Genomic DNA, 23,119 nt, shown 5'->3' with positions numbered 1-23,119 from the left:
ATCCACTGGATCTGTCCCGAGCTAACCTGAAGACCGTTTGAGGGCTTATCAATGCCAAGACGTCGCGTAGCAGCAAAGCGTGAGATTCTGGACGATCCGAAATACGGAAGCCAAATCCTCGCCAAATTCATGAACCACGTTATGGAAAGCGGCAAGAAAGCCGTTGCCGAGCGTATCGTTTATGGTGCCCTGGAAACCGTTGCGGCTCGCAAGACCGGCACCGATCCCCTGGAACTCTTCGAAAAAGCACTCGACGCCATCGCTCCGCTGGTCGAAGTGAAGTCGCGCCGCGTTGGTGGTGCTACTTACCAGGTTCCGGTCGAGGTTCGTCCGTCCCGTCGTAACGCTCTGGCAATGCGCTGGTTGGTAGACTTCGCCCGCAAGCGCGGCGAGAAGTCCATGGCTCTGCGCTTGGCTGGCGAACTGCTGGATGCTGCTGAAGGTAAAGGTGCTGCTGTTAAGAAGCGTGAAGACGTGCACCGTATGGCCGAAGCTAACAAAGCTTTCTCGCACTACCGCTTCTAATTTTAGCTTCACTAATTTTGCGAGGGCTTTATGGCTCGTACTACTCCGATTAGTCGCTACCGTAACATCGGTATCGTCGCTCACGTGGATGCTGGTAAAACCACCACCACCGAGCGCGTCCTTTTTTACACTGGCAAAAGTCACAAAATGGGCGAGGTGCATGACGGCGCCGCGACCACAGACTGGATGGTTCAGGAGCAGGAGCGTGGTATTACCATTACTTCTGCTGCCATTACCGCCTTCTGGAAAGGTTCCGAGAAGCAGTACCCACACGAACATCGCTTCAACGTAATCGATACCCCGGGCCACGTAGACTTCACCATTGAAGTAGAGCGTTCCCTGCGCGTACTCGACGGCGCGGTCGTTGTGTTCTGCGGTACTTCGGGTGTTGAGCCTCAGTCGGAAACCGTATGGCGTCAGGCCAACAAATACGGCGTTCCACGTCTTGTTTACGTAAACAAGATGGACCGTGCTGGTGCCAACTTCCTGCGCGTGATCGGTCAGATCAAACAGCGTCTGGGTCACACTCCGGTGCCGATCCAGCTGGCTATCGGTTCGGAAGATAACTTCCAGGGCCAGATCGACCTGATCAACATGCAAGCTGTCTACTGGAACGACTCTGACAAGGGTATGGTTCCGGTTCGCAAGGAAATCCCTGCGGACATGCTTGAACTGGCTGAAGAATGGCGCAACAACATGGTTGAAGCCGCCGCCGAAGCCAGCGAAGAGCTGATGAACAAGTACCTGGAAGGTGAAGAGCTGTCGATCGCCGAGATCAAGGCTGCTCTGCGTCAACGTACTATCGCCGGCGAAATCGTTCTGGCTGTTTGCGGTTCTTCGTTCAAGAACAAGGGCGTTCCCCTGGTTCTCGACGCCGTTATCGACTTCCTGCCTGCTCCGACCGACATTCCTGCTATCAAGGGTTCCAACCCTGATAACGAGGAAGAAGAGATGGAGCGTCATGCAAGCGACGACGAGCCGTTCGCGGCCCTGGCGTTCAAGATCGCTACCGACCCATTCGTGGGTACCTTGACCTTCGTCCGTGTTTACTCGGGCGTGTTGAACTCCGGCGACGGCGTGATCAACTCGGTTAAGGGCAAGAAAGAGCGCGTTGGTCGTATGGTGCAAATGCACGCAAACGCCCGTGAAGAGATCAAGGAAGTGCGCGCTGGCGACATCGCGGCCCTGATCGGCATGAAGGACGTCACCACTGGTGAAACCCTCTGCAACGCTGACAAGCCAATCATCCTGGTTCGCATGGACTTCCCGGAGCCGGTTATTTCGGTTGCCGTAGAGCCTAAGACCAAGGATGACCAGGAAAAAATGGGTATCGCTCTGGGCAAGCTTGCTCAGGAAGACCCGTCTTTCCGCGTTAAGACTGATGAAGAGACTGGTCAGACGATCATCTCCGGCATGGGCGAGCTGCACCTGGACATCCTGGTTGACCGGATGCGCCGTGAGTTCAACGTCGAAGCCAACATCGGCAAGCCACAGGTTTCGTACCGTGAGCGCATCACGAAGAACTGCGAAATCGAAGGCAAGTTCGTTCGTCAGTCCGGCGGTCGTGGCCAGTTCGGTCACTGCTGGATTCGCTTTGCTCCTGCTGACGAAGGTCAGGAAGGTCTGCAATTCCTGAACGAAGTAGTGGGTGGTGTGGTTCCTAAGGAATACATCCCGGCTATCCAGAAGGGTATCGAAGAGCAGATGAAGAACGGCGTTGTTGCCGGCTATCCGCTGATCGGCCTGAAGGCTACCGTGTTCGATGGTTCTTACCACGACGTCGACTCCAACGAGATGGCGTTTAAAGTGGCTGCTTCCATGGCGACCAAGCAACTGGCCCAGAAGGGCGGTGGTGAGTTGCTCGAGCCGATCATGGCGGTAGAGGTTGTTACGCCTGAAGACTATATGGGTGATGTGATGGGCGACCTTAACCGTCGTCGCGGCATGATCCAGGGTATGGAAGACACAGTGTCCGGCAAGGTTATCCGTGCCGAAGTTCCACTGGGTGAGATGTTCGGTTATGCGACCGACGTTCGCTCCATGTCCCAGGGTCGCGCAAGCTACTCTATGGAATTCAAAAAATACGATACGGCTCCGTCGCACATCGTCGAATCCGTTACCAAAAAACAAGGCTGATTCAGCCCCTTTAGGCTAGGAGTTAATTGTCGTGGCTAAAGAAAAATTTGATCGTTCCCTACCGCACGTAAACGTTGGCACCATCGGCCACGTTGACCACGGTAAAACCACTCTGACCGCTGCTCTGACTCGCGTCTGCTCCGAAGTTTTCGGTTCGGCCGTAGTTGAATTCGACAAGATCGACAGCGCTCCAGAAGAAAAAGCTCGCGGTATCACCATCAACACCGCGCACGTTGAGTACAACTCGAACATTCGTCACTACGCTCACGTTGACTGCCCAGGTCACGCTGACTACGTGAAGAACATGATCACTGGTGCTGCGCAGATGGACGGCGCGATCCTGGTTTGCTCGGCCGCTGATGGTCCGATGCCGCAAACCCGTGAGCACATCCTGCTGTCCCGTCAGGTAGGCGTTCCGTACATCGTGGTTTTCCTGAACAAGGCTGACCTGGTAGACGACGCTGAGCTGCTGGAACTGGTTGAGATGGAAGTTCGCGACCTGCTGTCCACCTACGACTTCCCAGGCGACGACACTCCGATCATCATCGGTTCGGCTCGTATGGCGCTGGAAGGCAAAGACGACAACGAAATGGGCACCACCGCTGTTAAGAAGCTGGTGGAAACTCTGGATAGCTACATCCCAGAGCCAGAGCGTGCTATCGACAAGCCATTCCTGATGCCAATCGAAGACGTGTTCTCGATCTCGGGTCGCGGTACTGTTGTGACCGGTCGTATCGAGCGCGGTATCGTTCGCGTTCAAGACGCCCTGGAAATCGTTGGTCTGCGTGACACCACCACCACCACCTGCACCGGTGTTGAGATGTTCCGCAAGCTGCTGGACGAAGGTCGTGCTGGCGAGAACTGCGGCGTTCTGCTGCGTGGCACCAAGCGCGACGACGTTGAGCGTGGTCAGGTTCTGGTTAAGCCGGGTTCGGTTAAGCCGCACACCAAGTTCACCGCAGAAGTTTACGTTCTGAGCAAGGAAGAAGGCGGTCGTCACACTCCGTTCTTCAAAGGCTACCGTCCACAGTTCTACTTCCGTACTACTGACGTGACCGGTAACTGCGAGCTGCCAGAAGGCGTTGAAATGGTAATGCCAGGTGACAACATTCAGATGACTGTTACCCTGATCAAAACCATCGCTATGGAAGACGGTCTGCGTTTCGCAATCCGTGAAGGCGGCCGTACCGTTGGTGCTGGCGTCGTAGCTAAAATCATCGAGTGATCTCTTTATTGAGTCAGCTTTGATGAGTTGAAAAAGCCCCCGCTTAGCGGGGGCTTTTTTATTGGGTTGACACCTATCTGGGGCGTCTATAGAATTGCGCCTCCTTTTAACGGGCGTATTGCGCCCGGTGGGAATAGCAGCCGGAGTCTGAAATCCAATGCAAAATCAGCAAATCCGTATCAGGTTGAAGGCTTTTGACCATCGCCTGATCGACCAATCAACCCAGGAAATCGTGGAAACCGCGAAACGTACTGGTGCTCAAGTGCGTGGTCCAATTCCACTGCCTACCCGTAAAGAGCGGTTCACCGTTCTGGTTTCCCCGCACGTCAACAAAGACGCGCGTGACCAGTACGAGATCCGCACTCATAAGCGTGTTCTGGACATCGTCCAGCCAACGGATAAAACCGTTGATGCACTTATGAAGCTTGATCTTGCGGCCGGTGTGGAAGTGCAGATCAGCCTCGGCTAAGACTCGGTCTTGGTCGTGTAACGCTCTGAAATGGGCGGCCATAGCGGGTGAAAGCCCCGTACACTCATGAGGTTTACAACATGACTATTGGTGTAGTCGGTCGTAAAGCGGGTATGACCCGTATTTTCACCGAAGAAGGTGTCTCCATTCCGGTCACGGTCATTGAGATCGAGCCGAATCGCGTCACCCAGTTCAAAACTGAAGAAACCGATGGCTATCGTGCAGTGCAAGTCACTGTCGGCGAGCGTCGTGCTTCCCGTGTAACAGCTGCTCAGGCTGGCCACTTCGCCAAGGCGAACGTTGCCGCTGGTCGTACCGTAATGGAATTCCGCCTTGAAGAAGGCGAGTACCAGGCCGGCGATCTGATCAACGCTGAAATCTTCGCTGCTGGTCAACTGGTTGATGTAACCGGTCAGTCCAAAGGTAAAGGCTTCCAGGGTACGATCAAGCGTTGGAATTTCCGCGGGCAAGATAATACCCACGGTAACTCCGTATCCCACCGCGTCCCAGGCTCTATCGGCCAGTGCCAGACTCCTGGTCGTGTATTCAAGGGCAAAAAAATGTCCGGTCATATGGGCGCTGAGCGCGTGACCGTGCAGTCCCTGGAAGTAGTGCGCGTGGACGCTGAACGCAATCTGTTGCTGGTCAAGGGTGCTGTTCCTGGCGCTACTGGCGGCAACCTGGTTGTACGTCCAGCAGCCAAGGCTCGCGGTTAAGGGGAAGCTGACATGCAATTAAATGTAAATGACGCTCAAGCGATCGAAGTTTCCGAACTGACATTTGGCGGCGAATTCAACGAGACGCTGGTTCACCAAGCAGTCGTGGCCTACATGGCCGGCGGCCGTCAAGGTAGCAAGCAGCAAAAGACCCGTTCCGACGTTCGTGGTGGCGGTAAGCGCCCATGGCGTCAGAAAGGTACTGGCCGTGCTCGTGCCGGTACTATCCGTAGCCCAATCTGGCGCGGCGGCGGCACCACTTTCGCAGCTCGTCCACAGGATCACTCCCAGAAGCTGAACAAGAAGATGTACCGCGCAGCAATGCGTTCCATCCTTGCTGAGCTGGTGCGTACTGATCGTCTGGTCGTGGTTCAGGATTTCGCAGTTGAAACTCCGAAGACCAAAGACCTGCTGGGCAAACTGAACAACATGAGCCTGACCGACGTTCTGATCGTGTCGGACGCTGTTGATCAGAACCTGTACCTGGCTGCTCGCAACCTGCCGCACGTAGATGTACGTGACGTGCAAGGTTCCGATCCAGTTAGTCTGATCGCATACGACAAGGTGTTGATCACCGTGTCGGCCGTGAAGAAATTCGAGGAGCTGCTGGGATGAACCAGGAACGCGTATTTAAAGTTCTGCTTGGCCCGCACGTTTCCGAGAAGGCTACGGTTCTGGCAGACAAGAAAGGCCAGTTCGTTTTCAAGGTTGCTACTGACGCAACCAAGCTGGAAATCAAGAAGGCCGTCGAAAGCCTGTTCAGCGTGAAAGTTGAGCGTGTTACTACCCTGAACGTTCTGGGTAAGAGCAAGCGCACCGCTCGCGGTCTGGGCAAGCGTAATGACTGGAAGAAGGCAGTTATCTCCCTTCAGCCAGGCCAAGATCTCGATTTCAGCAGCAGTGCTGAGTAAGGAAGGGGTGCATCATGGCAATCGTTAAATGCAAACCGACTTCCCCTGGCCGCCGTTTTGTGGTCAAGGTGGTCAACCAGGAGCTGCATAAAGGCGCTCCTCACGCACCGCTGCTCGAGAAAAAGTCGAAGTCTGGTGGTCGTAACAACAATGGCCGTATTACCACTCGTCACATCGGTGGTGGTCATAAGCAGCATTATCGTCTGGTCGACTTCCGTCGCAACGACAAAGATGGCATCGCTGCCACTGTCGAGCGTATCGAATACGATCCAAACCGTACTGCTCACATCGCTCTGCTGCTGTACGCAGATGGCGAGCGTCGCTACATCATCGCCCCTAAAGGCGTGAGCGCTGGCGACCAGCTGATCGCAGGTGCTCTGGCACCGATCAAGCCGGGCAACGCTCTGCAACTGCGCAACATTCCAGTTGGTAGCACCGTACACGGCATCGAACTGAAGCCAGGTAAGGGCGCACAAATCGCTCGTTCCGCTGGTGCTTCGGCTCAGCTGATCGCTCGTGAAGGCGTTTACGTGACCCTGCGTCTGCGTTCCGGTGAAATGCGTAAAGTACTGGCTGAGTGCCGTGCGACCCTGGGCGAAGTCTCGAACTCCGAGCACAGCCTGCGTTCGCTGGGTAAAGCTGGTGCCAAACGCTGGCGTGGCGTTCGCCCAACCGTTCGTGGTGTTGCCATGAACCCGGTTGACCACCCGCATGGTGGTGGTGAAGGTCGTACCTCTGGTGGTCGTCATCCGGTATCGCCATGGGGCTTCCCGACTAAGGGCGCGAAGACTCGTGGTAATAAGCGTACCGACAAAATGATCGTCCGTCGTCGCAAGTAAATAGAGGGATACGACAGTGCCACGTTCTCTGAAAAAAGGTCCTTTTATTGATCTTCACCTACTGAAGAAGATCGAACTGGCGGCGGAAAAGAACGATCGCAAACCAATTAAGACTTGGTCGCGTCGTTCGATGATCCTGCCACAAATGGTCGGTCTGACCATCGCAGTACACAACGGTCGTCAGCACGTCCCAGTTCTCGTAAACGAAGACATGGTCGGCCACAAACTGGGCGAGTTCGCCGGTACCCGCAACTATCGCGGGCACGTGGCAGACAAGAAAGCCAAGCGTTAAGGGGTAAGGAAATGGAAGTAGCCGCTAAGTTGTCGGGCGCTCGAATCTCCGCCCAGAAAGCCCGCTTGGTCGCCGACCAGATCCGCGGGAAGAAGGTGGGCGAAGCGCTCAACCTGTTGGCTTTCAGCAGTAAGAAAGCCGCCGAGATCATGAAAAAAGTGCTGGAGTCGGCCGTAGCCAACGCCGAGCATAACGAAGGCGCAGACGTTGATGACCTGAAGGTCAGCACCGTTTTCGTCAACGAAGGGCGTTCGCTGAAGCGCATCATGCCACGTGCCAAAGGCCGTGCTGATCGCATCGTCAAGCGGTCTTGCCATATCACTGTCAAGGTTGCTGACAAGTAACGGAGTCGAAGAGATGGGTCAGAAAGTACATCCCATTGGCATTCGCCTGGGAATCGTCAAGGAGCACACCTCCGTCTGGTACGCAGACGGTCGGACTTATGCGGACTACTTGTTCGCTGATCTGAAGGTGCGTGAATACCTCCAAGACAAACTAAAAAGCGCGTCCGTAAGCCGTATCGATATCCATCGTCCGGCCCAAACTGCACGCATCACCATCCACACCGCTCGTCCAGGTATCGTTATCGGGAAGAAAGGTGAAGATGTTGAGAAACTGCGTCAGGACCTGACCAAGCAAATGGGTGTGCCTGTGCACATCAATATCGAAGAGATCCGCAAGCCGGAACTCGACGGTATGCTGGTTGCGCAGAGCGTAGCTCAGCAGCTGGAGCGTCGTGTAATGTTCCGTCGCGCCATGAAGCGCGCTGTACAGAACGCCATGCGCATTGGTGCCAAAGGCATCAAAATCCAAGTGAGCGGTCGTCTCGGCGGTGCTGAAATCGCACGTACTGAATGGTATCGCGAAGGTCGTGTGCCACTGCACACCCTGCGTGCCGACATCGACTATGCCAACTACGAAGCTCACACCACTTACGGTGTGATCGGTGTAAAGGTTTGGATCTTCAAAGGCGAAGTAATTGGTGGTCGCCAAGAAGAGCTGAAGCCACAAGCACCAGCGCCTCGTAAAAAAGCTGCTAAGTAAGGGGTACGCCAAATGTTGCAACCTAAGCGTACGAAGTTCCGCAAGCAGATGACCGGCCACAACCGTGGTCTGGCACTGCGCGGTAGCAAAGTCAGCTTCGGCGAGTTCGCGCTGAAGTCTGTAGCTCGTGGTCGTCTCACCGCTCGTCAGATCGAGTCAGCGCGTCGTGCTCTGACCCGTCACGTAAAACGTGGCGGCAAGATCTGGATCCGTGTATTCCCGGACAAGCCGATCTCCAAAAAGCCTCTCGAGGTTCGTATGGGTAAAGGTAAGGGTAACGTGGAGTACTGGGTTGCCCAGATTCAGCCAGGCAAAGTCCTGTATGAAATCGAGGGTGTTTCTGAAGAGCTGGCGCGTGAGGCTTTCGCCCTGGCTGCTGCAAAGCTGCCGCTCGCCACCTCCTTTGTTAAACGGACGGTGATGTGATGAAAGCGAATGAACTTCGTGAAAAATCCGCACAGCAGCTGAACGAGCAACTGCTCGGCTTGCTGCGCGACCAGTTCAATCTGCGCATGCAGAAAGCAACTGGCCAGTTGGGGCAGTCTCATCTGCTCTCGCAAGTTAAGCGTGACATCGCTCGCGTGAAGACTGTGCTCAACCAGCAGGCAGGTAAGTGATCATGGCTGAAGCCGAAAAAACTGTCCGTACGCTGACTGGCCGTGTTGTCAGCGACAAGATGGACAAAACCATCACCGTTCTGATCGAGCGTCGCGTTAAGCACCCGATCTACGGTAAATACGTTAAGCGTTCGACTAAGCTGCACGCGCACGACGAAACCAACCAGTGCCACATCGGCGACAAAGTCACTATTCGTGAAACTCGTCCGATGGCCAAGACCAAGTCTTGGGCGCTGGTTGATGTTCTCGAACGCGCTGTGGAAGTCTAAGGGCTAGGGGTCGGAGAAATTATATGATTCAGACTCAATCCATGCTCGATGTGGCCGATAACAGCGGCGCTCGCCGCGTTATGTGCATCAAGGTGCTGGGTGGCTCCCATCGTCGTTACGCTGGTATCGGTGACATCATCAAAGTTACCGTGAAGGAAGCAATTCCTCGCGGTAAGGTGAAAAAAGGCCAAGTGATGACTGCTGTTGTAGTCCGCACTCGTCACGGCGTACGTCGTGCTGATGGCTCCATTATCCGCTTTGATGGCAACGCTGCTGTTCTTCTGAACAACAAGCAAGAGCCGATCGGCACCCGTATCTTTGGGCCAGTGACCCGTGAGCTTCGTACTGAGAAGTTCATGAAGATCGTCTCGCTCGCCCCAGAAGTGCTGTAAGGAGATCCGACATGCAAAAGATTCGTCGTGACGACGAGATCATCGTGATCGCCGGCAAAGACAAAGGTAAGCGCGGTAAGGTGCTGAAGGTTCTTGCTGACAACCGTCTGGTTGTTGGTGGTCTGAACCTGGTCAAGCGTCATACCAAGCCTAACCCGATGTCGGGCGTACAGGGCGGTATCGTCGAGAAAGAAGCGCCACTGCACGCTTCCAACGTCGCCATCTTCAACGGCGAAACCAACAAGGCTGACCGCGTTGGTTTCAAAGTAGAAGACGGTAAGAAAATTCGTGTCTTCAAGTCGACCCAAAAAGCGGTTGATGCTTGAACACTGCTAGGTAGAAGACCATGGCACGACTAAAAGAGATTTACCGGAAGGAAATCGCTCCGAAACTTAAGGAAGAACTTAAGCTTTCGAACGTGATGGAAGTTCCGCGCGTTACCAAAATCACCCTGAACATGGGTCTGGGCGAAGCGATCGGCGACAAAAAAGTCATCGAGCACGCTGTTGCTGACCTGGAAAAGATCACCGGCCAGAAAGTCGTTGTGACCTACGCTCGCAAATCCATCGCTGGCTTTAAAGTCCGTGAAGGTTGGCCGATCGGCGTCAAAGTGACCCTGCGCCGTGAGCGTATGTACGAGTTCCTGGATCGTCTGCTGTCGATCTCCCTGCCTCGGGTTCGCGACTTCCGCGGCCTGAATGCCAAGTCCTTCGATGGTCGTGGCAACTACAGCATGGGCGTGAAAGAGCAGATCATTTTCCCGGAAATCGACTACGACAAGATCGATGCTCTCCGCGGTCTGGACATTACCCTGACCACCACTGCCAAGAACGATGATGAAGGCCGCGCTCTGCTGCGTGCTTTCAAATTCCCGTTCCGCAACTGATTGGAGTAGGAAAATGGCCAAGAAGAGCATGAAAAACCGTGAGCTGAAGCGTCAGCTCACCGTTGCCAAGTACGCCGTCAAGCGTGCAGCGCTGAAAGCTATCATCGTCGATCTGAACGCAAGTCCAGAAGCGCGTTGGGAAGCTACCGTAGCTCTGCAGAAGCAACCACGTGACGCAAGCGCTTCGCGCATGCGTAACCGTTGCCGTCTGACCGGTCGTCCGCACGGCGTTTACCGCAAGTTCGGCCTCGGCCGTAACAAACTGCGTGAAGCGGCAATGCGTGGTGACGTTCCAGGTCTGGTTAAAGCCAGCTGGTAATTGCTGTCAAAGCCTTGGTGGTCAGCGTCGCAAGAACCTGACCACCGGTGGCCTTGAACTTGAATCAAGCCCCTTTTGGGGCTTGATTCATTTCTGGGGTATGTCTAGAATGACCGGCTCGCCTGAGCCCGTGTTTTTTATGCCCGGAATTTCTCGGCGACAAGTAGTAGCCGCAAGGCTAATTTTTCTGTATTAGGAGCGTCTAGCCCATGAGTATGCAGGACCCGTTAGCGGACATGCTAACTCGAATCCGTAATGCCCAGATGGCTGAAAAGTCCGTCGTAAGCATGCCGTCTTCCACGTTGAAGGTGGCTGTAGCAAAAGTCCTGAAGGACGAAGGTTACATCGCGGGTTATCAGATCAGCAGCGAAACCAAACCACTGCTGTCCATCGAGCTGAAATACTTCGAAGGCCGTCCGGTCATCGAAGAAGTGAAGCGCGTTAGCCGTCCAGGCCTGCGTCAGTACAAGTCCGTCGAAGAACTGCCAAAAGTACGTGGCGGTCTCGGTGTGTCTATCGTCTCCACCAACAAGGGTGTGATGACTGATCGTGCTGCGCGCGCTGCCGGTGTCGGCGGCGAAGTTCTTTGCACTGTGTTCTAAGGGGGGATAAGCATGTCTCGCGTCGCTAAGAACCCCGTTAAGCTGCCAGCCGGTGTCGAAGTAAAATTCGCAGGCCAACAGCTTTCGGTGAAGGGTGCCAAGGGTACTCTTGAACTGAACGTCCATTCGTCCGTTGAAGTCGTTGAAGAGGCCGGTGAGCTGCGTTTTGCTGCTCGCAATGGCGATCAACAGACTCGCGCAATGGCCGGTACCACTCGTGCGTTGGTAAACAACATGGTCCAGGGCGTAAGCCAAGGCTTCGAGCGTAAGCTCCAGCTGGTCGGTGTTGGTTACAAAGCGCAAGCAAAAGGTCAGGTGCTGAACCTGGCTCTTGGCTTCTCGCACCCAGTGGATTACGAACTGCCGGAAGGCATCACCGCTGAGACTCCTAGCCAGACCGATATCCTGATCAAGGGCATCGACAAGCAGCTGGTAGGTCAAGTGGCCGCCGAGATCCGCGACTTCCGTCCACCAGAGCCGTACAAAGGCAAAGGTGTGCGCTACGCGGACGAAGTCGTCCGTCGTAAAGAAGCCAAGAAGAAGTAGGGCATAGCAAATGACCGACAAAAAAGTTACTCGACTGCGTCGCGCTCGCAAAGCACGCCTGAAAATGCACGAACTCGAAGTCGTGCGTCTCTGCGTGTTCCGCTCTTCGCAGCACATCTACGCCCAGGTCATTTCGGCCGACGGCAACAAAGTCCTGGCAAGCGCCTCGACTTTGGATAAAGAACTGCGTGATGGCGCCACTGGCAACATCGACGCGGCCACTAAGGTTGGCCAGCTGGTCGCTACGCGTGCTAAGGCCGCTGGCGTCTCGCAGGTGGCTTTCGACCGCTCTGGCTTCAAGTACCATGGCCGCGTTAAAGCGCTGGCTGATGCTGCTCGTGAAGCTGGGCTGGAGTTCTAAGTTATGTCAAATAACGACCAAAAGCGCGACGAAGGCTACATCGAGAAGCTGGTTCAAGTTAACCGCGTAGCCAAAACCGTAAAAGGCGGCCGTATCTTCACTTTCACCGCGTTGACCGTGGTTGGTGATGGTAAAGGGCGTGTTGGCTTCGGCCGTGGCAAGTCGCGTGAAGTGCCTGCTGCGATCCAGAAGGCAATGGAAGCTGCTCGCCGCAACATGATCCAGGTTGATCTGAACGGCACCACTCTGCAGTACGCAATGAAGTCTGCTCATGGCGCTTCGAAGGTGTACATGCAGCCTGCTTCTGAAGGTACCGGTATCATCGCTGGCGGCGCTATGCGTGCTGTCCTCGAAGTTGCTGGCGTTCAGAACGTTCTGGCCAAGTGCTACGGCTCGACTAACCCTGTAAACGTGGTTCACGCCACTTTCAAGGGTCTGAAGGCTATGCAGTCTCCTGAATCCATTGCAGCCAAACGTGGCCTGCGTGTTGAGGAGATCAAGTAATCATGGCTACCGTTAAAGTTACGCTGATCAAAAGCATGACCGGCCGCATCCCTAACCACAAACTGTGCGTTAAGGGTCTGGGTCTGCGTCGCATCGGTCACACTGTAGAAGTCCAGGATACTCCCGAGAATCGCGGGATGATCAACAAGGCTTACTACATGCTGCGTGTCGAGGGTTAATCGATGAAACTCAATGATCTGAGTCCAGCGCCGGGTTCCCGTCGCGAAAAGCATCGTCCGGGCCGTGGTATCGGTAGTGGTTTGGGTAAGACTGGTGGCCGTGGTCACAAAGGTCAGACTTCCCGCTCCGGTGGCACCATTGCTCCAGGCTTTGAAGGCGGTCAACAGCCGCTGCATCGTCGCCTGCCGAAGTTCGGTTTCGTTTCCCTGAAGGCCATGGATCGCGCAGAAGTGCGTCTGTCCGAGCTGGCTAAAGTGGAAGGCGACATCGTCACCGTGCAGTCCCTGAAAGATGCCAACGTGATCAACGTCAACGTACAGCGTGTGAAAATCATGCTGTCCGGTGAAGTGGCTCGCGCTGTCACTATCGGCAAGGGAATCGGCGCCACCAAAGGTGCGCGTGCGGCTATCGAAGCAGCTGGCGGCAAGTTCGAGGAATAAATGGCTAAGCAAGGTGCTCTCTCTGCGCTCGGCAAAGGCGGTATGTCTGAACTTTGGGCTCGTCTGCGTTTTCTGTTCCTGGCGATTATCGTCTACCGAATAGGCGCACACATCCCGGTTCCAGGTATCAACCCGGATCGACTCGCAGACCTGTTTCGACAGAATGAGGGGACCATTCTTAGCTTGTTCAACATGTTTTCCGGCGGCGCGCTGGAGCGGATGAGCATCTTTGCGTTGGGGATCATGCCGTACATTTCGGCATCGATCATCATGCAGTTGATGACCGCCGTCAGCCCGCAGCTGGAGCAGTTGAAGAAGGAAGGTGAAGCTGGCCGTCGCAAGATCAGCCAGTACACCCGCTACGGCACCGTCGTCCTCGCTCTCGTTCAGGCCATTGGCATGTCCATTGGTCTGGCGGGGCAGGGCGTTGCGTTCACTGGTGACTTTGGCTTCCATTTCGTCGCGGTTTCCACGTTTGTGGCTGGCGCGATGTTCATGATGTGGCTGGGTGAGCAGATTACTGAGCGTGGTGTAGGCAACGGTATCTCGATGTTGATTTTTTCGGGTATCGTCGCCGGTCTTCCGAGAGCAATCGGGCAGTCTTTCGAGTCTGCGCGTCAGGGCGATATCAACATCTTCGCCTTGGTTGCCATCGGTTTGCTGGCAGTAGCGATTATCGGTTTCGTGGTCTTCATTGAGCGTGGTCAGCGTCGTATCGCTGTTCACTACGCCAAGCGTCAGCAGGGCCGCAAGGTTTTTGCTGCACAGACAAGCCACTTGCCGCTGAAGGTGAACATGGCCGGTGTTATTCCGGCTATTTTCGCGAGCAGCATTTTGCTGTTCCCGGCTTCGTTGGGTGCCTGGTTTGGTCAGTCTGAAGGTATGGGCTGGTTGCAGGACATCTCGCAGTCGATCGCTCCTGGTCAGCCGTTGAATATTCTGCTGTTTAGTGCAGGGATTATTTTCTTCTGCTTCTTCTATACGGCGTTGATGTTCAATCCGAAAGACGTAGCGGAAAACCTGAAGAAGTCCGGTGCCTTTATTCCGGGCATCCGTCCAGGTGAGCAGTCCGCACGCTATATTGATGGCGTTCTGACTCGCTTGACCATGTTCGGTGCTCTTTACATGACGGCCGTGTGCTTGTTGCCCCAGTTCTTGGTGGTTGCAGCAAACGTTCCGTTCTACCTTGGCGGGACCTCGTTGCTGATCGTGGTCGTGGTTGTGATGGACTTCATGTCCCAAGTACAATCGCACCTCGTTTCGCACCAGTACGAATCCCTGATGAAGAAAGCCAACCTGAAGGGTTACGGCAGCGGCATGTTGCGCTGAGTACCCATAAGGTTCGAGGAGTTGGTGATGAAAGTTCGTGCATCGGTGAAAAAGCTGTGCCGTAACTGCAAGATTATTCGCCGCGAAGGTGTTGTTCGAGTAATTTGCAGCGCGGAACCGCGTCACAAACAGCGCCAAGGCTGAGTGTGATTGTGCTTCAAGCCCGGTAGCTAGTGCGCTACCGGGTTGATTATTTGTTATTACAGCGATATTATCTCGCGCCCTATTTCTTGGCTTCCGGGGCGTAGGTAGCTGTCAATTGGAGTCCCACTGAATGGCCCGTATTGCAGGCGTTAACATTCCAGATAACAAGCATACTGTTATCTCGCTGACCTACATCTATGGTGTTGGTCGCACTACTGCACAGAAGATCTGTGCAGAGACTGGGGTAAACCCAGCCGCAAAGATCAAGGATCTGAGCGACGAGCAGATTGAACAGCTGCGTGGCGAAGTGGCGAAGTTCACCACTGAAGGTGACCTGCGTCGCGAAATCAACATGAAAATCAAGCGCTTGATGGACCTCGGTTGCTATCGCGGTCTGCGTCATCGTCGTGGTCTGCCAGTACGCGGTCAGCGTACCAAGACCAACGCGCGTACCCGTAAAGGTCCGCGTAAGCCGATCCGCAAGTAATCGCCCCAGCGAATCGACAGGAATTTAATCATGGCAAAACCTGCTGCTCGTCCTCGTAAAAAAGTTAAAAAGACAGTGGTTGATGGCATCGCCCACATCCATGCCTCTTTTAACAACACCATCGTGACCATCACCGACCGTCAAGGTAACGCTCTTTCCTGGGCTACCTCCGGTGGTTCGGGTTTCCGCGGTTCCCGCAAGTCCACCCCGTTCGCTGCTCAGGTAGCCGCTGAACGTGCTGGTCAAGCTGCGCTGGAATACGGCCTGAAAAACCTCGACGTGAACGTCAAGGGCCCAGGTCCAGGTCGTGAATCCGCAGTCCGCGCTTTGAACGGCTGTGGCTACAAGATCGCCAGCATCACCGACGTGACGCCAATCCCGCACAACGGGTGCCGTCCGCCGAAGAAGCGCCGCGTGTAATCCAGGAGATTGTAAAGAATGGCTCGTTACATTGGTCCAAAATGCAAACTCGCTCGTCGCGAAGGCACCGATCTCTTCCTGAAGAGCGGCGTGCGCGCGATCGAATCGAAGTGCAACATTGAAGCAGCACCTGGTATCCACGGCCAACGCCGCGGTCGCCAGTCCGATTACGGCACCCAACTGCGCGAAAAGCAGAAGGTCCGTCGTATCTACGGCGTTCTCGAGCGTCAGTTCAGCGGCTACTACAAGGCTGCTGCCAGCAAGAAAGGTGCAACCGGTGAAAACCTGCTGCAACTGCTCGAATGCCGTCTGGACAACGTTGTATACCGTATGGGCTTCGGTTCGACTCGTGCCGAATCCCGTCAGCTGGTATCGCACAAGTCGATCAGCGTTAACGGTCAGACCGTAAACGTTCCGTCCTACCAGGTTCGTGCTGGTGACGTGGTTGCTGTTCGCGAGAAGGCAAAGAACCAACTTCGCATTGTCCAAGCTCTCGAGCTGTGCGCCCAACGTGGTCGCGTAGAATGGGTAGAGGTAGATGCTGAGAAGAAGTCGGGCGTTTTCAAGAACGTTCCTGCTCGCAGTGATCTGTCCGCCGACATCAACGAAAGCCTGATTGTCGAGCTCTACTCCAAGTAAGTAAGGGCTAGAAAATAGGTGCATCCATGCAGATTTCGGTAAATGAGTTCCTGACACCCCGCCACATTGATGTGCAGGTTGTCAGTCCAACCCGCGCCAAGATCACTCTCGAGCCTCTCGAGCGTGGTTTTGGCCACACCCTGGGCAACGCGCTGCGCCGCATCCTGTTGTCCTCAATGCCCGGCTGCGCAGTAGTCGAGGCCGAGATTGACGGTGTGCTCCACGAGTACAGCGCCATCGAAGGTGTACAGGAAGACGTAATTGAAATCCTGTTGAACCTTAAAGGTCTGGCCATCAAGCTGCACGGTCGTGACGAAGTTACGCTGACCTTGTCGAAGAAGGGTTCGGGGGTGGTTACCGCTGCCGATATTCAGCTGGATCATGATGTCGAGATCGTTAATCCCGATCACGTAATCGCTAACCTGGCGTCTAACGGCGCCCTGAACATGAAGCTCACCGTAGCTCGTGGTCGTGGTTATGAACCAGCCGACTCGCGTCAGAGCGATGAAGACGAAAGCCGCAGCATCGGTCGCTTGCAGCTCGACTCTTCGTTCAGCCCGGTTCGCCGTATCGCATATGTGGTGGAAAACGCCCGTGTCGAGCAGCGTACCAACCTGGACAAGCTGGTTATTGATCTGGAAACCAACGGTACTCTGGATCCTGAAGAGGCTATCCGCCGTGCTGCAACCATTCTGCAACAGCAGTTGGCTGCGTTCGTCGACCTCAAAGGTGACAGTGAGCCAGTGGTTGTCGAGCAGGAAGACGAGATCGATCCGATCCTGCTTCGCCCGGTTGACGATCTGGAACTGACTGTACGTTCGGCTAACTGCCTTAAGGCGGAAAACATCTACTACATCGGCGACCTGATTCAGCGTACCGAAGTAGAGCTGTTGAAGACTCCGAACCTGGGCAAGAAATCCTTGACTGAAATCAAGGACGTTCTGGCCTCCCGCGGTCTGTCCCTCGGCATGCGCCTCGACAACTGGCCGCCTGCAAGTCTTAAGAAGGACGACAAGGCGACTGCCTGATCGTCGTAATCACCGAACGTAGTGTTTGGTAAGGAATGAACCATGCGTCATCGTAAAAGTGGGCGTCACCTGAGCCGCACCAGCTCGCACCGCAAGGCCATGTTCCAGAACATGGCGGTGTCGCTGTTCGAGCACGAGCTGATCAAAACTACTCTGCCAAAAGCCAAAGAACTGCGCCGCGTTGCCGAGCCGCTGATCACTCTGGCCAAGACAGACAGCGTTGCTAACCGTCGTCTGGCTTTCGACCGTACTCGTTCGAAAGCTATCGTTGGTAAGCTCTTCAACGACCTGGGCAAGCGTTACGCTACCCGTGAGGGTGGCTACCTGCGCATCCTCAAGTGCGGTTTCCGCGCTGGCGACAACGCGCCTATGGCGTACGTCGAACTGGTTGATCGTGCTGTCGGCGGTGAAGCTGTATCCGCTGAGTAAGACATCAGTCTGAAACAAGGAACCGGGCCTAGTGCCCGGTTTTTTGTGCCTGTAAGAAATGCGCTGTTCGTACAAGCTTCTACGCTGTTTGGGTCTGCACTATGTGCGGGGATTTATCGTTAGTTTTTATCTATTGGTGACCATAAGTTAATGAATTTGTGGCTGTCATATTGATGATCGATACTCCCCAACAAGCCGATTAGCCGGCAGTTCAAGACCGATAGAGGATGAAGATTGCATGAGCCAGAACAAGACGCTTACGACCGCCAGTGGCGCACCTGTCGCCGACAACCAGAACTCTCGCTCCGCAGGCCCTCGTGGCCCGTTGTTGCTCGATGACTTCCACTTGATCGAGAAGCTTGCTCACTTCAACCGGGAAAACATTCCTGAGCGTCGTGTACACGCCAAGGGTTCGGGCGCATACGGCACTTTCACGGTCACTCGCGACATTACGCAGTACACCAGCGCCAAGCTGTTCTCTGCTGTCGGCAAGCAGACGCCGACCTTCCTGCGTTTCTCCACGGTCGGTGGTGAGCGTGGCTCGGCCGACACTGAGCGCGATCCGCGTGGCTTCGCCCTCAAGTTCTACACCGAAGAAGGCAACTGGGACATCGTCGGCAACAACACGCCGGTGTTCTTCATTCGCGATCCGCTGAAATTTCCTGACTTTATCCACACCCAGAAACGCCTGCCGCAAAGCAACCTGAAAAGCGCGCAGATGATGTGGGACTTCTGGTCGCATTCGCCTGAAGCGCTGCACCAGGTCACGATCCTGTTCTCCGATCGCGGTATTCCGGACGGCTATCGCCACATGCACGGCTTCGGCAGTCACACCTACAGCCTCATCAGCGCTCAAGGCGAGCGCCACTGGGTGAAGTGGCACTACAAGACCAAGCAAGGGATCAAGAACCTCGCGCCGGCAGACGCGGCACGTCTGGCGGGCACAGACCCGGATTACGCCCAGCGCGATCTATTCGAAGCTATCGAGCGTGGTGACTTCCCGAAATGGAGCGTGTGTATCCAGATCATGACCGAAGCCCAAGCCGCTGCGCACTATGAGAACCCGTTCGACGTGACCAAGACCTGGTCGCAAAAGGAGTTTCCACTGATCGAGGTGGGTGAGTTGGAGCTGAACCGTAATCCGCTCAACTACTTTGCCGAAGTTGAGCAAGCTGCGTTCGGCCCGAGCAACATGGTGCCTGGCGTAGGTCTGTCGCCAGATCGCATGCTGCAAGGTCGCGTATTCGCGTACGCCGATGCCCACCGCTACCGCGTAGGCACCAACCACCAGCAGCTGCCAGTTAACGCCCCGCGCAGCCCGGTGAATACTTACCAGCGCGACGGTTCTATGGCTTTTGGCAGCAATGGTGGCGCAGCGCCTAACTACGAGCCAAACAGCTACGTAGAGTCGCCGAAACAAGCGCCACATTATGCCGAGCCTGCGCTGGCCCTGAGTGGTGCGGCTGATCGCTACGATCACCGCGAAGACAGCGACTACTACAGCCACGCCGGTGCGCTGTTCCGTTTGATGAGCGACGAACAGAAAGCGTTGCTGGTCAGCAACATCGCCGGTGCGATGGGGGGTGTTTCGAGTGATGTGATCGACCGTCAGCTGCAGCATTTCTACAAGGCCGATCCGGCGTACGGAGAAGCAATCGCAAAGCTGCTCAACGTACAGCTTAACGAAGTCTAAACGAGAAGCAGAACCGCCCTCATTCGGGCGGTTTTTGCGTTATTTAGGCTGCTTTTCTCAGAATATCTTCGCTTTTATTGCGCGAAGTGAGTGACCTTCCAGTCAGGTTGGTTCAAACTACAGACTTTCAAGCAGGGAGATGTAGGGCGATGCAAGGCCACCCAGACGTTATCGATTACCTCAACACGTTGCTGACCGGCGAACTGGCCGCGCGTGACCAATATTTTGTTCACTCGCGGATGTATGAGGACTGGGGATTCACCAAGCTCTACGAACGAATCAACCACGAGATGGAAGAAGAGGCCGGTCACGCCGATGCGCTGATGCGCCGGATTCTGATGCTCGAAGGCACTCCGCGCATGCGCCCGGATGACCTGGATGTTGGGACCACGGTAGAGACCATGCTCGAAGCGGATTTGCGTCTTGAGTACAAGGTGCGTGCTGCTCTGTGCAAAGGCATCGAACTGTGCGAACGACACAACGACTATGTCAGCCGTGAAATCCTGCGGGTTCAGCTCAATGACACCGAAGAAGATCACACTTACTGGCTCGAAAAGCAGTTGGGCCTGATCAAGCTGATCGGTATCCAGAACTACCTGCAGTCCCACGCGTCCTGATTGCAATTGATACAAAAAAGCCCCTGTCACTGATGAAGTGACAGGGGCTTTTTCATGTCCGGCAATCAGGCCCGATCGCGAATCAACAGCGGCTTGAGATAGTGACCGGTGTGAGATTGTTTCATCTCGGCCACTTCCTCAGGCGTACCGGTGGCAATGATCTGTCCACCCTTCGAACCACCCTCGGGGCCAAGATCCACCAGCCAGTCGGCGGTTTTGATCACGTCGAGGTTGTGCTCGATCACCACCACGGTGTTGCCGTGGTCGCGCAGGCGATGCAGTACGTCGAGCAGTTGCTGGATATCCGCGAAGTGCAGGCCGGTGGTCGGCTCGTCGAGGATGTACAGGGTCTTGCCGGTATCGCGCTTGGACAGCTCGCGGGACAACTTGACCCGCTGCGCTTCACCACCGGAAAGCGTCGTGGCCGATTGTCCAAGCTTGATGTACGAAAGCCCCACATCCATCAGCGTTTGCAGTTTGCGCGCCAGCGCCGGCACCGCGTCGAAGAACTCCCGCGCTTCCTCGATGGTCATCTCGAGGGTTTCGTGGATGTTCTTGCCCTTATATTTGATCTCCAGGGTTTCGCGGTTGTAGCGCTTGCTCTTGCACACATCACACGGGACGTAGATGTCCGGCAGGAAGTGCATTTCCACCTTGATCAGACCGTCGCCCTGGCAAGCTTCGCAACGACCGCCCTTGACGTTGAACGAGAAGCGCCCCGGGCCGTAACCACGAGATCGGGATTCGGGCACACCGGCGAACAGTTCGCGAATCGGCGTGAACAGCCCGGTATAGGTCGCCGGGTTGGAACGTGGCGTACGACCGATCGGGCTCTGGTCGATGTCGACGACCTTGTCCAGATGCTCCAGGCCCTTGATGCTGTCATGAGCTGCCGCTTCCAGGGTGGTCGCGCCATTGAGTGCCGTGGCGCTCAAAGGGAACAGCGTGTTGTTGATCAACGTCGATTTGCCCGAGCCGGAGACACCGGTCACGCAGGTCAGCAAGCCGATCGGGATTTCCAGGTCGACGTTGCGCAGATTGTTGCCGCGCGCCCCCTTGAGCGACAGCACCTGCTTCTTGTTACGCGGCGTGCGCTTGGCCGGTACTTCGATCTTGACCCGGCCCGACAGGTATTTGCCGGTCAGCGAGTCCGGGTGCGCCATGACTTCGTCCGGCGTGCCTTCGGCGACGATCTGCCCGCCATGAACGCCGGCACCCGGGCCGATATCCACTACGTAGTCGGCCAAGCGGATCGCGTCTTCGTCATGCTCTACCACGATGACCGTGTTGCCTATGTCGCGCAGGTGTTTGAGGGTGCCGAGCAGGCGATCGTTGTCGCGCTGGTGCAGGCCAATGGACGGCTCGTCGAGGATGTACAGAACACCCACAAGGCCCGCGCCGATCTGGCTGGCCAGACGAATCCGCTGCGCTTCACCGCCAGACAACGTATCGGCACTGCGATCCAGCGACAGATAGTCCAGGCCGACGTTGACCAGAAACTGCAGGCGCTCGCGAATTTCCTTGAGAATCTTGTCGGCGATCTCGCCGCGGCGGCCGGTCATCTTCAGCGCGCCGAAGTAATCGCAGGCGTCGCCGATCGGCAGGTTGGTCACCGCCGGCAGGGTTTTCTCGCCGACCCACACGTGCCGCGCTTCGCGACGCAGGCGGGTGCCACGGCAATCCGGGCACGACTGGGTGCTGAGGAACTTCGCCAGTTCTTCGCGCACGCTCGCCGATTCGGTTTCGCGGTAGCGGCGCTCGAGATTCGGCACGATGCCTTCGAACGGGTGCGAGCGTTTGACGATGTCGCCCCGGTCGTTGAGGTATTTGAAATCGACGTTCTGCGAGCCACTGCCGTGCAGGATGTATTTCTGTTGATCGGCCGGCAGCTCGTTGAACGGCTGCTCCAGGCTGAAACCGTAGTGCGCGGCCAGTGAGCCGAGCATCTGGAAGTAATAGACGTTGCGCCTGTCCCAGCCACGGATCGCGCCTTCGGCCAGGGTCAAATCACCGTTGACCAGTCGCTTGATGTCGAAGAACTGCTTCACTCCCAGACCGTCGCAGGTCGGGCAGGCGCCGGCCGGGTTGTTGAAGGAAAACAGCTTGGGTTCCAGCTCGCTGATTGCGTGGCCGCAGATCGGGCAGGCGAAGCGCGCGGAGAAGATCATTTCTTCGCCCGGCTCGTCGTCCATCGGCGCCACCAGGGCGATGCCGTCTGCCAGCTTCAGCGCGGTCTCGAAGGACTCCGCCAGACGCTGCTGCAGGTCGGCGCGAACCTTGAAGCGGTCGACCACCACTTCGATCGTATGCTTCTTCTGTTTATCCAGTTTCGGCAGTTCGTCCAGCTCGCAGAGCCGGCCATTGACCCGGGCCCGGACGAAGCCCTGGGCGCGCAGTTCTTCGAACACCGACAGGTGCTCGCCCTTGCGCTCGCGGATCACCGGCGCCAGCAGCATCAGCTTGCTGCCTTCCGGCTGGGCCAGTACCAGGTCGACCATCTGGCTGACAGTCTGTGCTTCCAGCGGAATGTCGTGATCCGGGCAGCGCGGCGTACCTACGCGGGCATAAAGCAGGCGCAGGTAGTCGTAGATTTCGGTGATGGTGCCGACCGTGGAACGCGGGTTGTGCGAGGTCGACTTCTGTTCGATGGAGATCGCCGGCGACAGGCCTTCGATGGTGTCGACGTCGGGTTTTTCCATCATCGACAGGAACTGCCGGGCATAGGCCGACAGGGATTCGACATAGCGGCGCTGACCTTCGGCGTACAGCGTGTCGAAGGCCAGGGACGACTTGCCGGATCCGGACAGGCCGGTGATGACGATCAGTTTGTCCCGTGGCAGGGTCAGGTCGATGTTCTTCAGGTTGTGGGTGCGGGCCCCACGAATCAGGATCTTGTCCAAAATGGCCTCGCTCGGCGGGCGTCGAAAACACAGGAGTATACGGCCAAATACTGGATGGATGCACACTATCAAGTGAAGGGTTTTTTGCCTTACATGAAGAGAGTTTCATCTGTACGCGTCAAAGCGTCGCGATATACCCCGTCTCTCGATGGGACTGGTA

Annotated in this window: 34 protein-coding genes; 33 read left to right on the top strand and 1 reads right to left on the bottom strand. The window is 55.9% G+C overall.

Annotated features, from left to right (window positions below; all coding sequences use genetic code 11):
- Window positions 1–51 precede the first annotated feature (51 nt).
- The 33 genes from rpsG to bfr all read left to right on the top strand — a co-directional run bounded on the left by rpsG (window position 52) and on the right by bfr (window position 20,059).
- Window positions 52–525 (top strand): 30S ribosomal protein S7, encoded by a 474-nt coding sequence (gene rpsG / locus ACODTD_RS16590; protein ID WP_007957592.1) that lies wholly within the window; start codon window positions 52–54, stop codon window positions 523–525.
- Between the two features lie 30 nt (window positions 526–555).
- Window positions 556–2,661 carry an elongation factor G gene (fusA, locus tag ACODTD_RS16585; RefSeq protein ID WP_011336173.1) on the top strand — a complete coding sequence of 702 codons (2,106 nt, stop codon included), beginning with the start codon at window positions 556–558 and terminating at the stop codon, window positions 2,659–2,661.
- Between the two features lie 31 nt (window positions 2,662–2,692).
- A complete protein-coding gene (tuf, locus tag ACODTD_RS16580) occupies window positions 2,693–3,886 on the top strand; it encodes an elongation factor Tu (RefSeq protein ID WP_010220303.1) in 1,194 nt (397 codons plus the stop codon).
- 157 nt (window positions 3,887–4,043) lie between these two features.
- The gene (gene rpsJ / locus ACODTD_RS16575) at window positions 4,044–4,355 is read left to right on the top strand and encodes a 30S ribosomal protein S10 (protein WP_003186070.1); all 312 of its coding nucleotides are present in this window, start codon (window positions 4,044–4,046) and stop codon (window positions 4,353–4,355) included.
- An 80-nt stretch (window positions 4,356–4,435) separates the two neighbouring features.
- Window positions 4,436–5,071, top strand: a complete 636-nt coding sequence (rplC, locus tag ACODTD_RS16570; RefSeq protein WP_007955641.1) for a 50S ribosomal protein L3 — start codon at window positions 4,436–4,438, stop codon at window positions 5,069–5,071.
- A gap of 12 nt (window positions 5,072–5,083) precedes the next feature.
- The gene (gene rplD / locus ACODTD_RS16565) at window positions 5,084–5,686 is read left to right on the top strand and encodes a 50S ribosomal protein L4 (protein WP_003228735.1); all 603 of its coding nucleotides are present in this window, start codon (window positions 5,084–5,086) and stop codon (window positions 5,684–5,686) included.
- Entirely contained in the window at window positions 5,683–5,982 is a 300-nt protein-coding gene (gene rplW, locus ACODTD_RS16560) for a 50S ribosomal protein L23 (protein ID WP_002555488.1), read from the top strand. Before rplD ends, rplW begins: the two co-directional genes overlap by 4 nt.
- Before the next feature lie 14 nt (window positions 5,983–5,996).
- Window positions 5,997–6,821, top strand: coding sequence for a 50S ribosomal protein L2 (rplB, locus tag ACODTD_RS16555; protein WP_003186055.1), 825 nt, complete (start codon window positions 5,997–5,999; stop codon window positions 6,819–6,821).
- A gap of 16 nt (window positions 6,822–6,837) precedes the next feature.
- Window positions 6,838–7,113, top strand: a complete 276-nt coding sequence (gene rpsS / locus ACODTD_RS16550; protein WP_489105026.1) for a 30S ribosomal protein S19 — start codon at window positions 6,838–6,840, stop codon at window positions 7,111–7,113.
- 11 nt (window positions 7,114–7,124) lie between these two features.
- Window positions 7,125–7,457 carry a 50S ribosomal protein L22 gene (gene rplV, locus ACODTD_RS16545; RefSeq protein ID WP_003103908.1) on the top strand — a complete coding sequence of 111 codons (333 nt, stop codon included), beginning with the start codon at window positions 7,125–7,127 and terminating at the stop codon, window positions 7,455–7,457.
- Window positions 7,458–7,470: 13 nt separating this feature from the next.
- The gene (gene rpsC / locus ACODTD_RS16540) at window positions 7,471–8,157 is read left to right on the top strand and encodes a 30S ribosomal protein S3 (RefSeq protein WP_003176422.1); all 687 of its coding nucleotides are present in this window, start codon (window positions 7,471–7,473) and stop codon (window positions 8,155–8,157) included.
- 12 nt (window positions 8,158–8,169) lie between these two features.
- On the top strand, window positions 8,170–8,583 hold the full coding sequence (gene rplP / locus ACODTD_RS16535; protein ID WP_003228729.1) for a 50S ribosomal protein L16: 414 nt from the start codon (window positions 8,170–8,172) through the stop codon (window positions 8,581–8,583).
- Entirely contained in the window at window positions 8,583–8,774 is a 192-nt protein-coding gene (gene rpmC / locus ACODTD_RS16530) for a 50S ribosomal protein L29 (RefSeq protein ID WP_002555481.1), read from the top strand. The genes rplP and rpmC overlap by 1 nt, the downstream gene beginning before the upstream one ends.
- A 2-nt stretch (window positions 8,775–8,776) precedes the next feature.
- Window positions 8,777–9,043 (top strand): 30S ribosomal protein S17, encoded by a 267-nt coding sequence (gene rpsQ / locus ACODTD_RS16525; protein ID WP_003194644.1) that lies wholly within the window; start codon window positions 8,777–8,779, stop codon window positions 9,041–9,043.
- 23 nt (window positions 9,044–9,066) lie between these two features.
- Window positions 9,067–9,435 carry a 50S ribosomal protein L14 gene (gene rplN, locus ACODTD_RS16520; RefSeq protein WP_002555479.1) on the top strand — a complete coding sequence of 123 codons (369 nt, stop codon included), beginning with the start codon at window positions 9,067–9,069 and terminating at the stop codon, window positions 9,433–9,435.
- Between the two features lie 11 nt (window positions 9,436–9,446).
- Window positions 9,447–9,761: a 50S ribosomal protein L24 gene (rplX, locus tag ACODTD_RS16515; protein ID WP_003186046.1), complete on the top strand. Its 315-nt coding sequence runs from the start codon at window positions 9,447–9,449 to the stop codon at window positions 9,759–9,761.
- Window positions 9,762–9,781: 20 nt separating this feature from the next.
- Window positions 9,782–10,321: a 50S ribosomal protein L5 gene (gene rplE, locus ACODTD_RS16510; RefSeq protein ID WP_003210069.1), complete on the top strand. Its 540-nt coding sequence runs from the start codon at window positions 9,782–9,784 to the stop codon at window positions 10,319–10,321.
- Between the two features lie 13 nt (window positions 10,322–10,334).
- The gene (gene rpsN, locus ACODTD_RS16505) at window positions 10,335–10,640 is read left to right on the top strand and encodes a 30S ribosomal protein S14 (RefSeq protein ID WP_007955639.1); all 306 of its coding nucleotides are present in this window, start codon (window positions 10,335–10,337) and stop codon (window positions 10,638–10,640) included.
- Between the two features lie 209 nt (window positions 10,641–10,849).
- Window positions 10,850–11,242 (top strand): 30S ribosomal protein S8, encoded by a 393-nt coding sequence (gene rpsH, locus ACODTD_RS16500; protein WP_011336171.1) that lies wholly within the window; start codon window positions 10,850–10,852, stop codon window positions 11,240–11,242.
- A gap of 12 nt (window positions 11,243–11,254) precedes the next feature.
- The gene (gene rplF, locus ACODTD_RS16495; RefSeq protein ID WP_011336170.1) at window positions 11,255–11,788 is read left to right on the top strand and encodes a 50S ribosomal protein L6; all 534 of its coding nucleotides are present in this window, start codon (window positions 11,255–11,257) and stop codon (window positions 11,786–11,788) included.
- A gap of 10 nt (window positions 11,789–11,798) precedes the next feature.
- On the top strand, window positions 11,799–12,149 hold the full coding sequence (rplR, locus tag ACODTD_RS16490; RefSeq protein WP_003186037.1) for a 50S ribosomal protein L18: 351 nt from the start codon (window positions 11,799–11,801) through the stop codon (window positions 12,147–12,149).
- A gap of 3 nt (window positions 12,150–12,152) precedes the next feature.
- The gene (rpsE, locus tag ACODTD_RS16485; protein WP_007955637.1) at window positions 12,153–12,653 is read left to right on the top strand and encodes a 30S ribosomal protein S5; all 501 of its coding nucleotides are present in this window, start codon (window positions 12,153–12,155) and stop codon (window positions 12,651–12,653) included.
- A 2-nt stretch (window positions 12,654–12,655) separates the two neighbouring features.
- Window positions 12,656–12,832, top strand: coding sequence for a 50S ribosomal protein L30 (gene rpmD, locus ACODTD_RS16480; protein WP_003176408.1), 177 nt, complete (start codon window positions 12,656–12,658; stop codon window positions 12,830–12,832).
- 3 nt (window positions 12,833–12,835) lie between these two features.
- Window positions 12,836–13,273, top strand: coding sequence for a 50S ribosomal protein L15 (gene rplO / locus ACODTD_RS16475; protein WP_011336169.1), 438 nt, complete (start codon window positions 12,836–12,838; stop codon window positions 13,271–13,273).
- Window positions 13,274–14,602, top strand: a complete 1,329-nt coding sequence (secY, locus tag ACODTD_RS16470; protein ID WP_003228718.1) for a preprotein translocase subunit SecY — start codon at window positions 13,274–13,276, stop codon at window positions 14,600–14,602.
- Between the two features lie 27 nt (window positions 14,603–14,629).
- Window positions 14,630–14,746, top strand: a complete 117-nt coding sequence (gene rpmJ, locus ACODTD_RS16465; protein ID WP_002555468.1) for a 50S ribosomal protein L36 — start codon at window positions 14,630–14,632, stop codon at window positions 14,744–14,746.
- 130 nt (window positions 14,747–14,876) lie between these two features.
- Complete coding sequence (gene rpsM, locus ACODTD_RS16460) at window positions 14,877–15,233, top strand: 30S ribosomal protein S13 (RefSeq protein ID WP_009045849.1); 357 nt, start codon at window positions 14,877–14,879, stop codon at window positions 15,231–15,233.
- A 30-nt stretch (window positions 15,234–15,263) separates the two neighbouring features.
- Window positions 15,264–15,653 (top strand): 30S ribosomal protein S11, encoded by a 390-nt coding sequence (gene rpsK, locus ACODTD_RS16455; protein WP_002555466.1) that lies wholly within the window; start codon window positions 15,264–15,266, stop codon window positions 15,651–15,653.
- Between the two features lie 18 nt (window positions 15,654–15,671).
- Window positions 15,672–16,292, top strand: a complete 621-nt coding sequence (rpsD, locus tag ACODTD_RS16450) for a 30S ribosomal protein S4 (protein ID WP_011336168.1) — start codon at window positions 15,672–15,674, stop codon at window positions 16,290–16,292.
- Between the two features lie 26 nt (window positions 16,293–16,318).
- Entirely contained in the window at window positions 16,319–17,320 is a 1,002-nt protein-coding gene (locus ACODTD_RS16445) for a DNA-directed RNA polymerase subunit alpha (RefSeq protein ID WP_003186012.1), read from the top strand.
- A 42-nt stretch (window positions 17,321–17,362) separates the two neighbouring features.
- Complete coding sequence (rplQ, locus tag ACODTD_RS16440) at window positions 17,363–17,749, top strand: 50S ribosomal protein L17 (protein WP_007955635.1); 387 nt, start codon at window positions 17,363–17,365, stop codon at window positions 17,747–17,749.
- 238 nt (window positions 17,750–17,987) lie between these two features.
- The gene (locus ACODTD_RS16435) at window positions 17,988–19,442 is read left to right on the top strand and encodes a catalase (protein WP_285357939.1); all 1,455 of its coding nucleotides are present in this window, start codon (window positions 17,988–17,990) and stop codon (window positions 19,440–19,442) included.
- A 149-nt stretch (window positions 19,443–19,591) separates the two neighbouring features.
- Window positions 19,592–20,059 (top strand): bacterioferritin, encoded by a 468-nt coding sequence (gene bfr / locus ACODTD_RS16430; RefSeq protein ID WP_489105025.1) that lies wholly within the window; start codon window positions 19,592–19,594, stop codon window positions 20,057–20,059.
- Between the two features lie 65 nt (window positions 20,060–20,124).
- Here bfr and uvrA read toward each other — a convergent pair whose 3' ends face one another.
- Window positions 20,125–22,959 (bottom strand): excinuclease ABC subunit UvrA, encoded by a 2,835-nt coding sequence (gene uvrA / locus ACODTD_RS16425; RefSeq protein WP_011336165.1) that lies wholly within the window; start codon window positions 22,957–22,959, stop codon window positions 20,125–20,127.
- Window positions 22,960–23,119 lie beyond the last annotated feature (160 nt).

Source organism: Pseudomonas sp. FG35 (assembly GCF_057809295.1).
This window is presented reverse-complemented; position numbering and strand designations above follow the sequence as displayed.

Bases quoted from the DNA above. Each gene is read 5' to 3' on its own strand.
- bfr (WP_489105025.1), top strand. From the start codon at position 19,592: ATGCAAGGCCACCCAGACGTTATCGATTACCTCAACACGTTGCTGACC.
- rpmC (WP_002555481.1), top strand. From the start codon at position 8,583: ATGAAAGCGAATGAACTTCGTGAAAAATCCGCACAGCAGCTGAACGAG.
- rpsK (WP_002555466.1), top strand. From the start codon at position 15,264: ATGGCAAAACCTGCTGCTCGTCCTCGTAAAAAAGTTAAAAAGACAGTG.
- rpsG (WP_007957592.1), top strand. From the start codon at position 52: ATGCCAAGACGTCGCGTAGCAGCAAAGCGTGAGATTCTGGACGATCCG.
- rpsC (WP_003176422.1), top strand. From the start codon at position 7,471: ATGGGTCAGAAAGTACATCCCATTGGCATTCGCCTGGGAATCGTCAAG.
- rplX (WP_003186046.1), top strand. From the start codon at position 9,447: ATGCAAAAGATTCGTCGTGACGACGAGATCATCGTGATCGCCGGCAAA.
- rpmJ (WP_002555468.1), top strand. From the start codon at position 14,630: ATGAAAGTTCGTGCATCGGTGAAAAAGCTGTGCCGTAACTGCAAGATT.
- rpsJ (WP_003186070.1), top strand. From the start codon at position 4,044: ATGCAAAATCAGCAAATCCGTATCAGGTTGAAGGCTTTTGACCATCGC.
- secY (WP_003228718.1), top strand. From the start codon at position 13,274: ATGGCTAAGCAAGGTGCTCTCTCTGCGCTCGGCAAAGGCGGTATGTCT.
- rpsQ (WP_003194644.1), top strand. From the start codon at position 8,777: ATGGCTGAAGCCGAAAAAACTGTCCGTACGCTGACTGGCCGTGTTGTC.
- rpmD (WP_003176408.1), top strand. From the start codon at position 12,656: ATGGCTACCGTTAAAGTTACGCTGATCAAAAGCATGACCGGCCGCATC.
- rplN (WP_002555479.1), top strand. From the start codon at position 9,067: ATGATTCAGACTCAATCCATGCTCGATGTGGCCGATAACAGCGGCGCT.
- rpsH (WP_011336171.1), top strand. From the start codon at position 10,850: ATGAGTATGCAGGACCCGTTAGCGGACATGCTAACTCGAATCCGTAAT.
- rplF (WP_011336170.1), top strand. From the start codon at position 11,255: ATGTCTCGCGTCGCTAAGAACCCCGTTAAGCTGCCAGCCGGTGTCGAA.
- rplQ (WP_007955635.1), top strand. From the start codon at position 17,363: ATGCGTCATCGTAAAAGTGGGCGTCACCTGAGCCGCACCAGCTCGCAC.
- rpsN (WP_007955639.1), top strand. From the start codon at position 10,335: ATGGCCAAGAAGAGCATGAAAAACCGTGAGCTGAAGCGTCAGCTCACC.
- rpsE (WP_007955637.1), top strand. From the start codon at position 12,153: ATGTCAAATAACGACCAAAAGCGCGACGAAGGCTACATCGAGAAGCTG.
- rplB (WP_003186055.1), top strand. From the start codon at position 5,997: ATGGCAATCGTTAAATGCAAACCGACTTCCCCTGGCCGCCGTTTTGTG.
- rpsD (WP_011336168.1), top strand. From the start codon at position 15,672: ATGGCTCGTTACATTGGTCCAAAATGCAAACTCGCTCGTCGCGAAGGC.
- rplE (WP_003210069.1), top strand. From the start codon at position 9,782: ATGGCACGACTAAAAGAGATTTACCGGAAGGAAATCGCTCCGAAACTT.
- rplP (WP_003228729.1), top strand. From the start codon at position 8,170: ATGTTGCAACCTAAGCGTACGAAGTTCCGCAAGCAGATGACCGGCCAC.
- rplD (WP_003228735.1), top strand. From the start codon at position 5,084: ATGCAATTAAATGTAAATGACGCTCAAGCGATCGAAGTTTCCGAACTG.
- rpsM (WP_009045849.1), top strand. From the start codon at position 14,877: ATGGCCCGTATTGCAGGCGTTAACATTCCAGATAACAAGCATACTGTT.
- ACODTD_RS16445 (WP_003186012.1), top strand. From the start codon at position 16,319: ATGCAGATTTCGGTAAATGAGTTCCTGACACCCCGCCACATTGATGTG.
- rplV (WP_003103908.1), top strand. From the start codon at position 7,125: ATGGAAGTAGCCGCTAAGTTGTCGGGCGCTCGAATCTCCGCCCAGAAA.
- ACODTD_RS16435 (WP_285357939.1), top strand. From the start codon at position 17,988: ATGAGCCAGAACAAGACGCTTACGACCGCCAGTGGCGCACCTGTCGCC.
- rplO (WP_011336169.1), top strand. From the start codon at position 12,836: ATGAAACTCAATGATCTGAGTCCAGCGCCGGGTTCCCGTCGCGAAAAG.
- rplC (WP_007955641.1), top strand. From the start codon at position 4,436: ATGACTATTGGTGTAGTCGGTCGTAAAGCGGGTATGACCCGTATTTTC.
- rplW (WP_002555488.1), top strand. From the start codon at position 5,683: ATGAACCAGGAACGCGTATTTAAAGTTCTGCTTGGCCCGCACGTTTCC.
- fusA (WP_011336173.1), top strand. From the start codon at position 556: ATGGCTCGTACTACTCCGATTAGTCGCTACCGTAACATCGGTATCGTC.
- rplR (WP_003186037.1), top strand. From the start codon at position 11,799: ATGACCGACAAAAAAGTTACTCGACTGCGTCGCGCTCGCAAAGCACGC.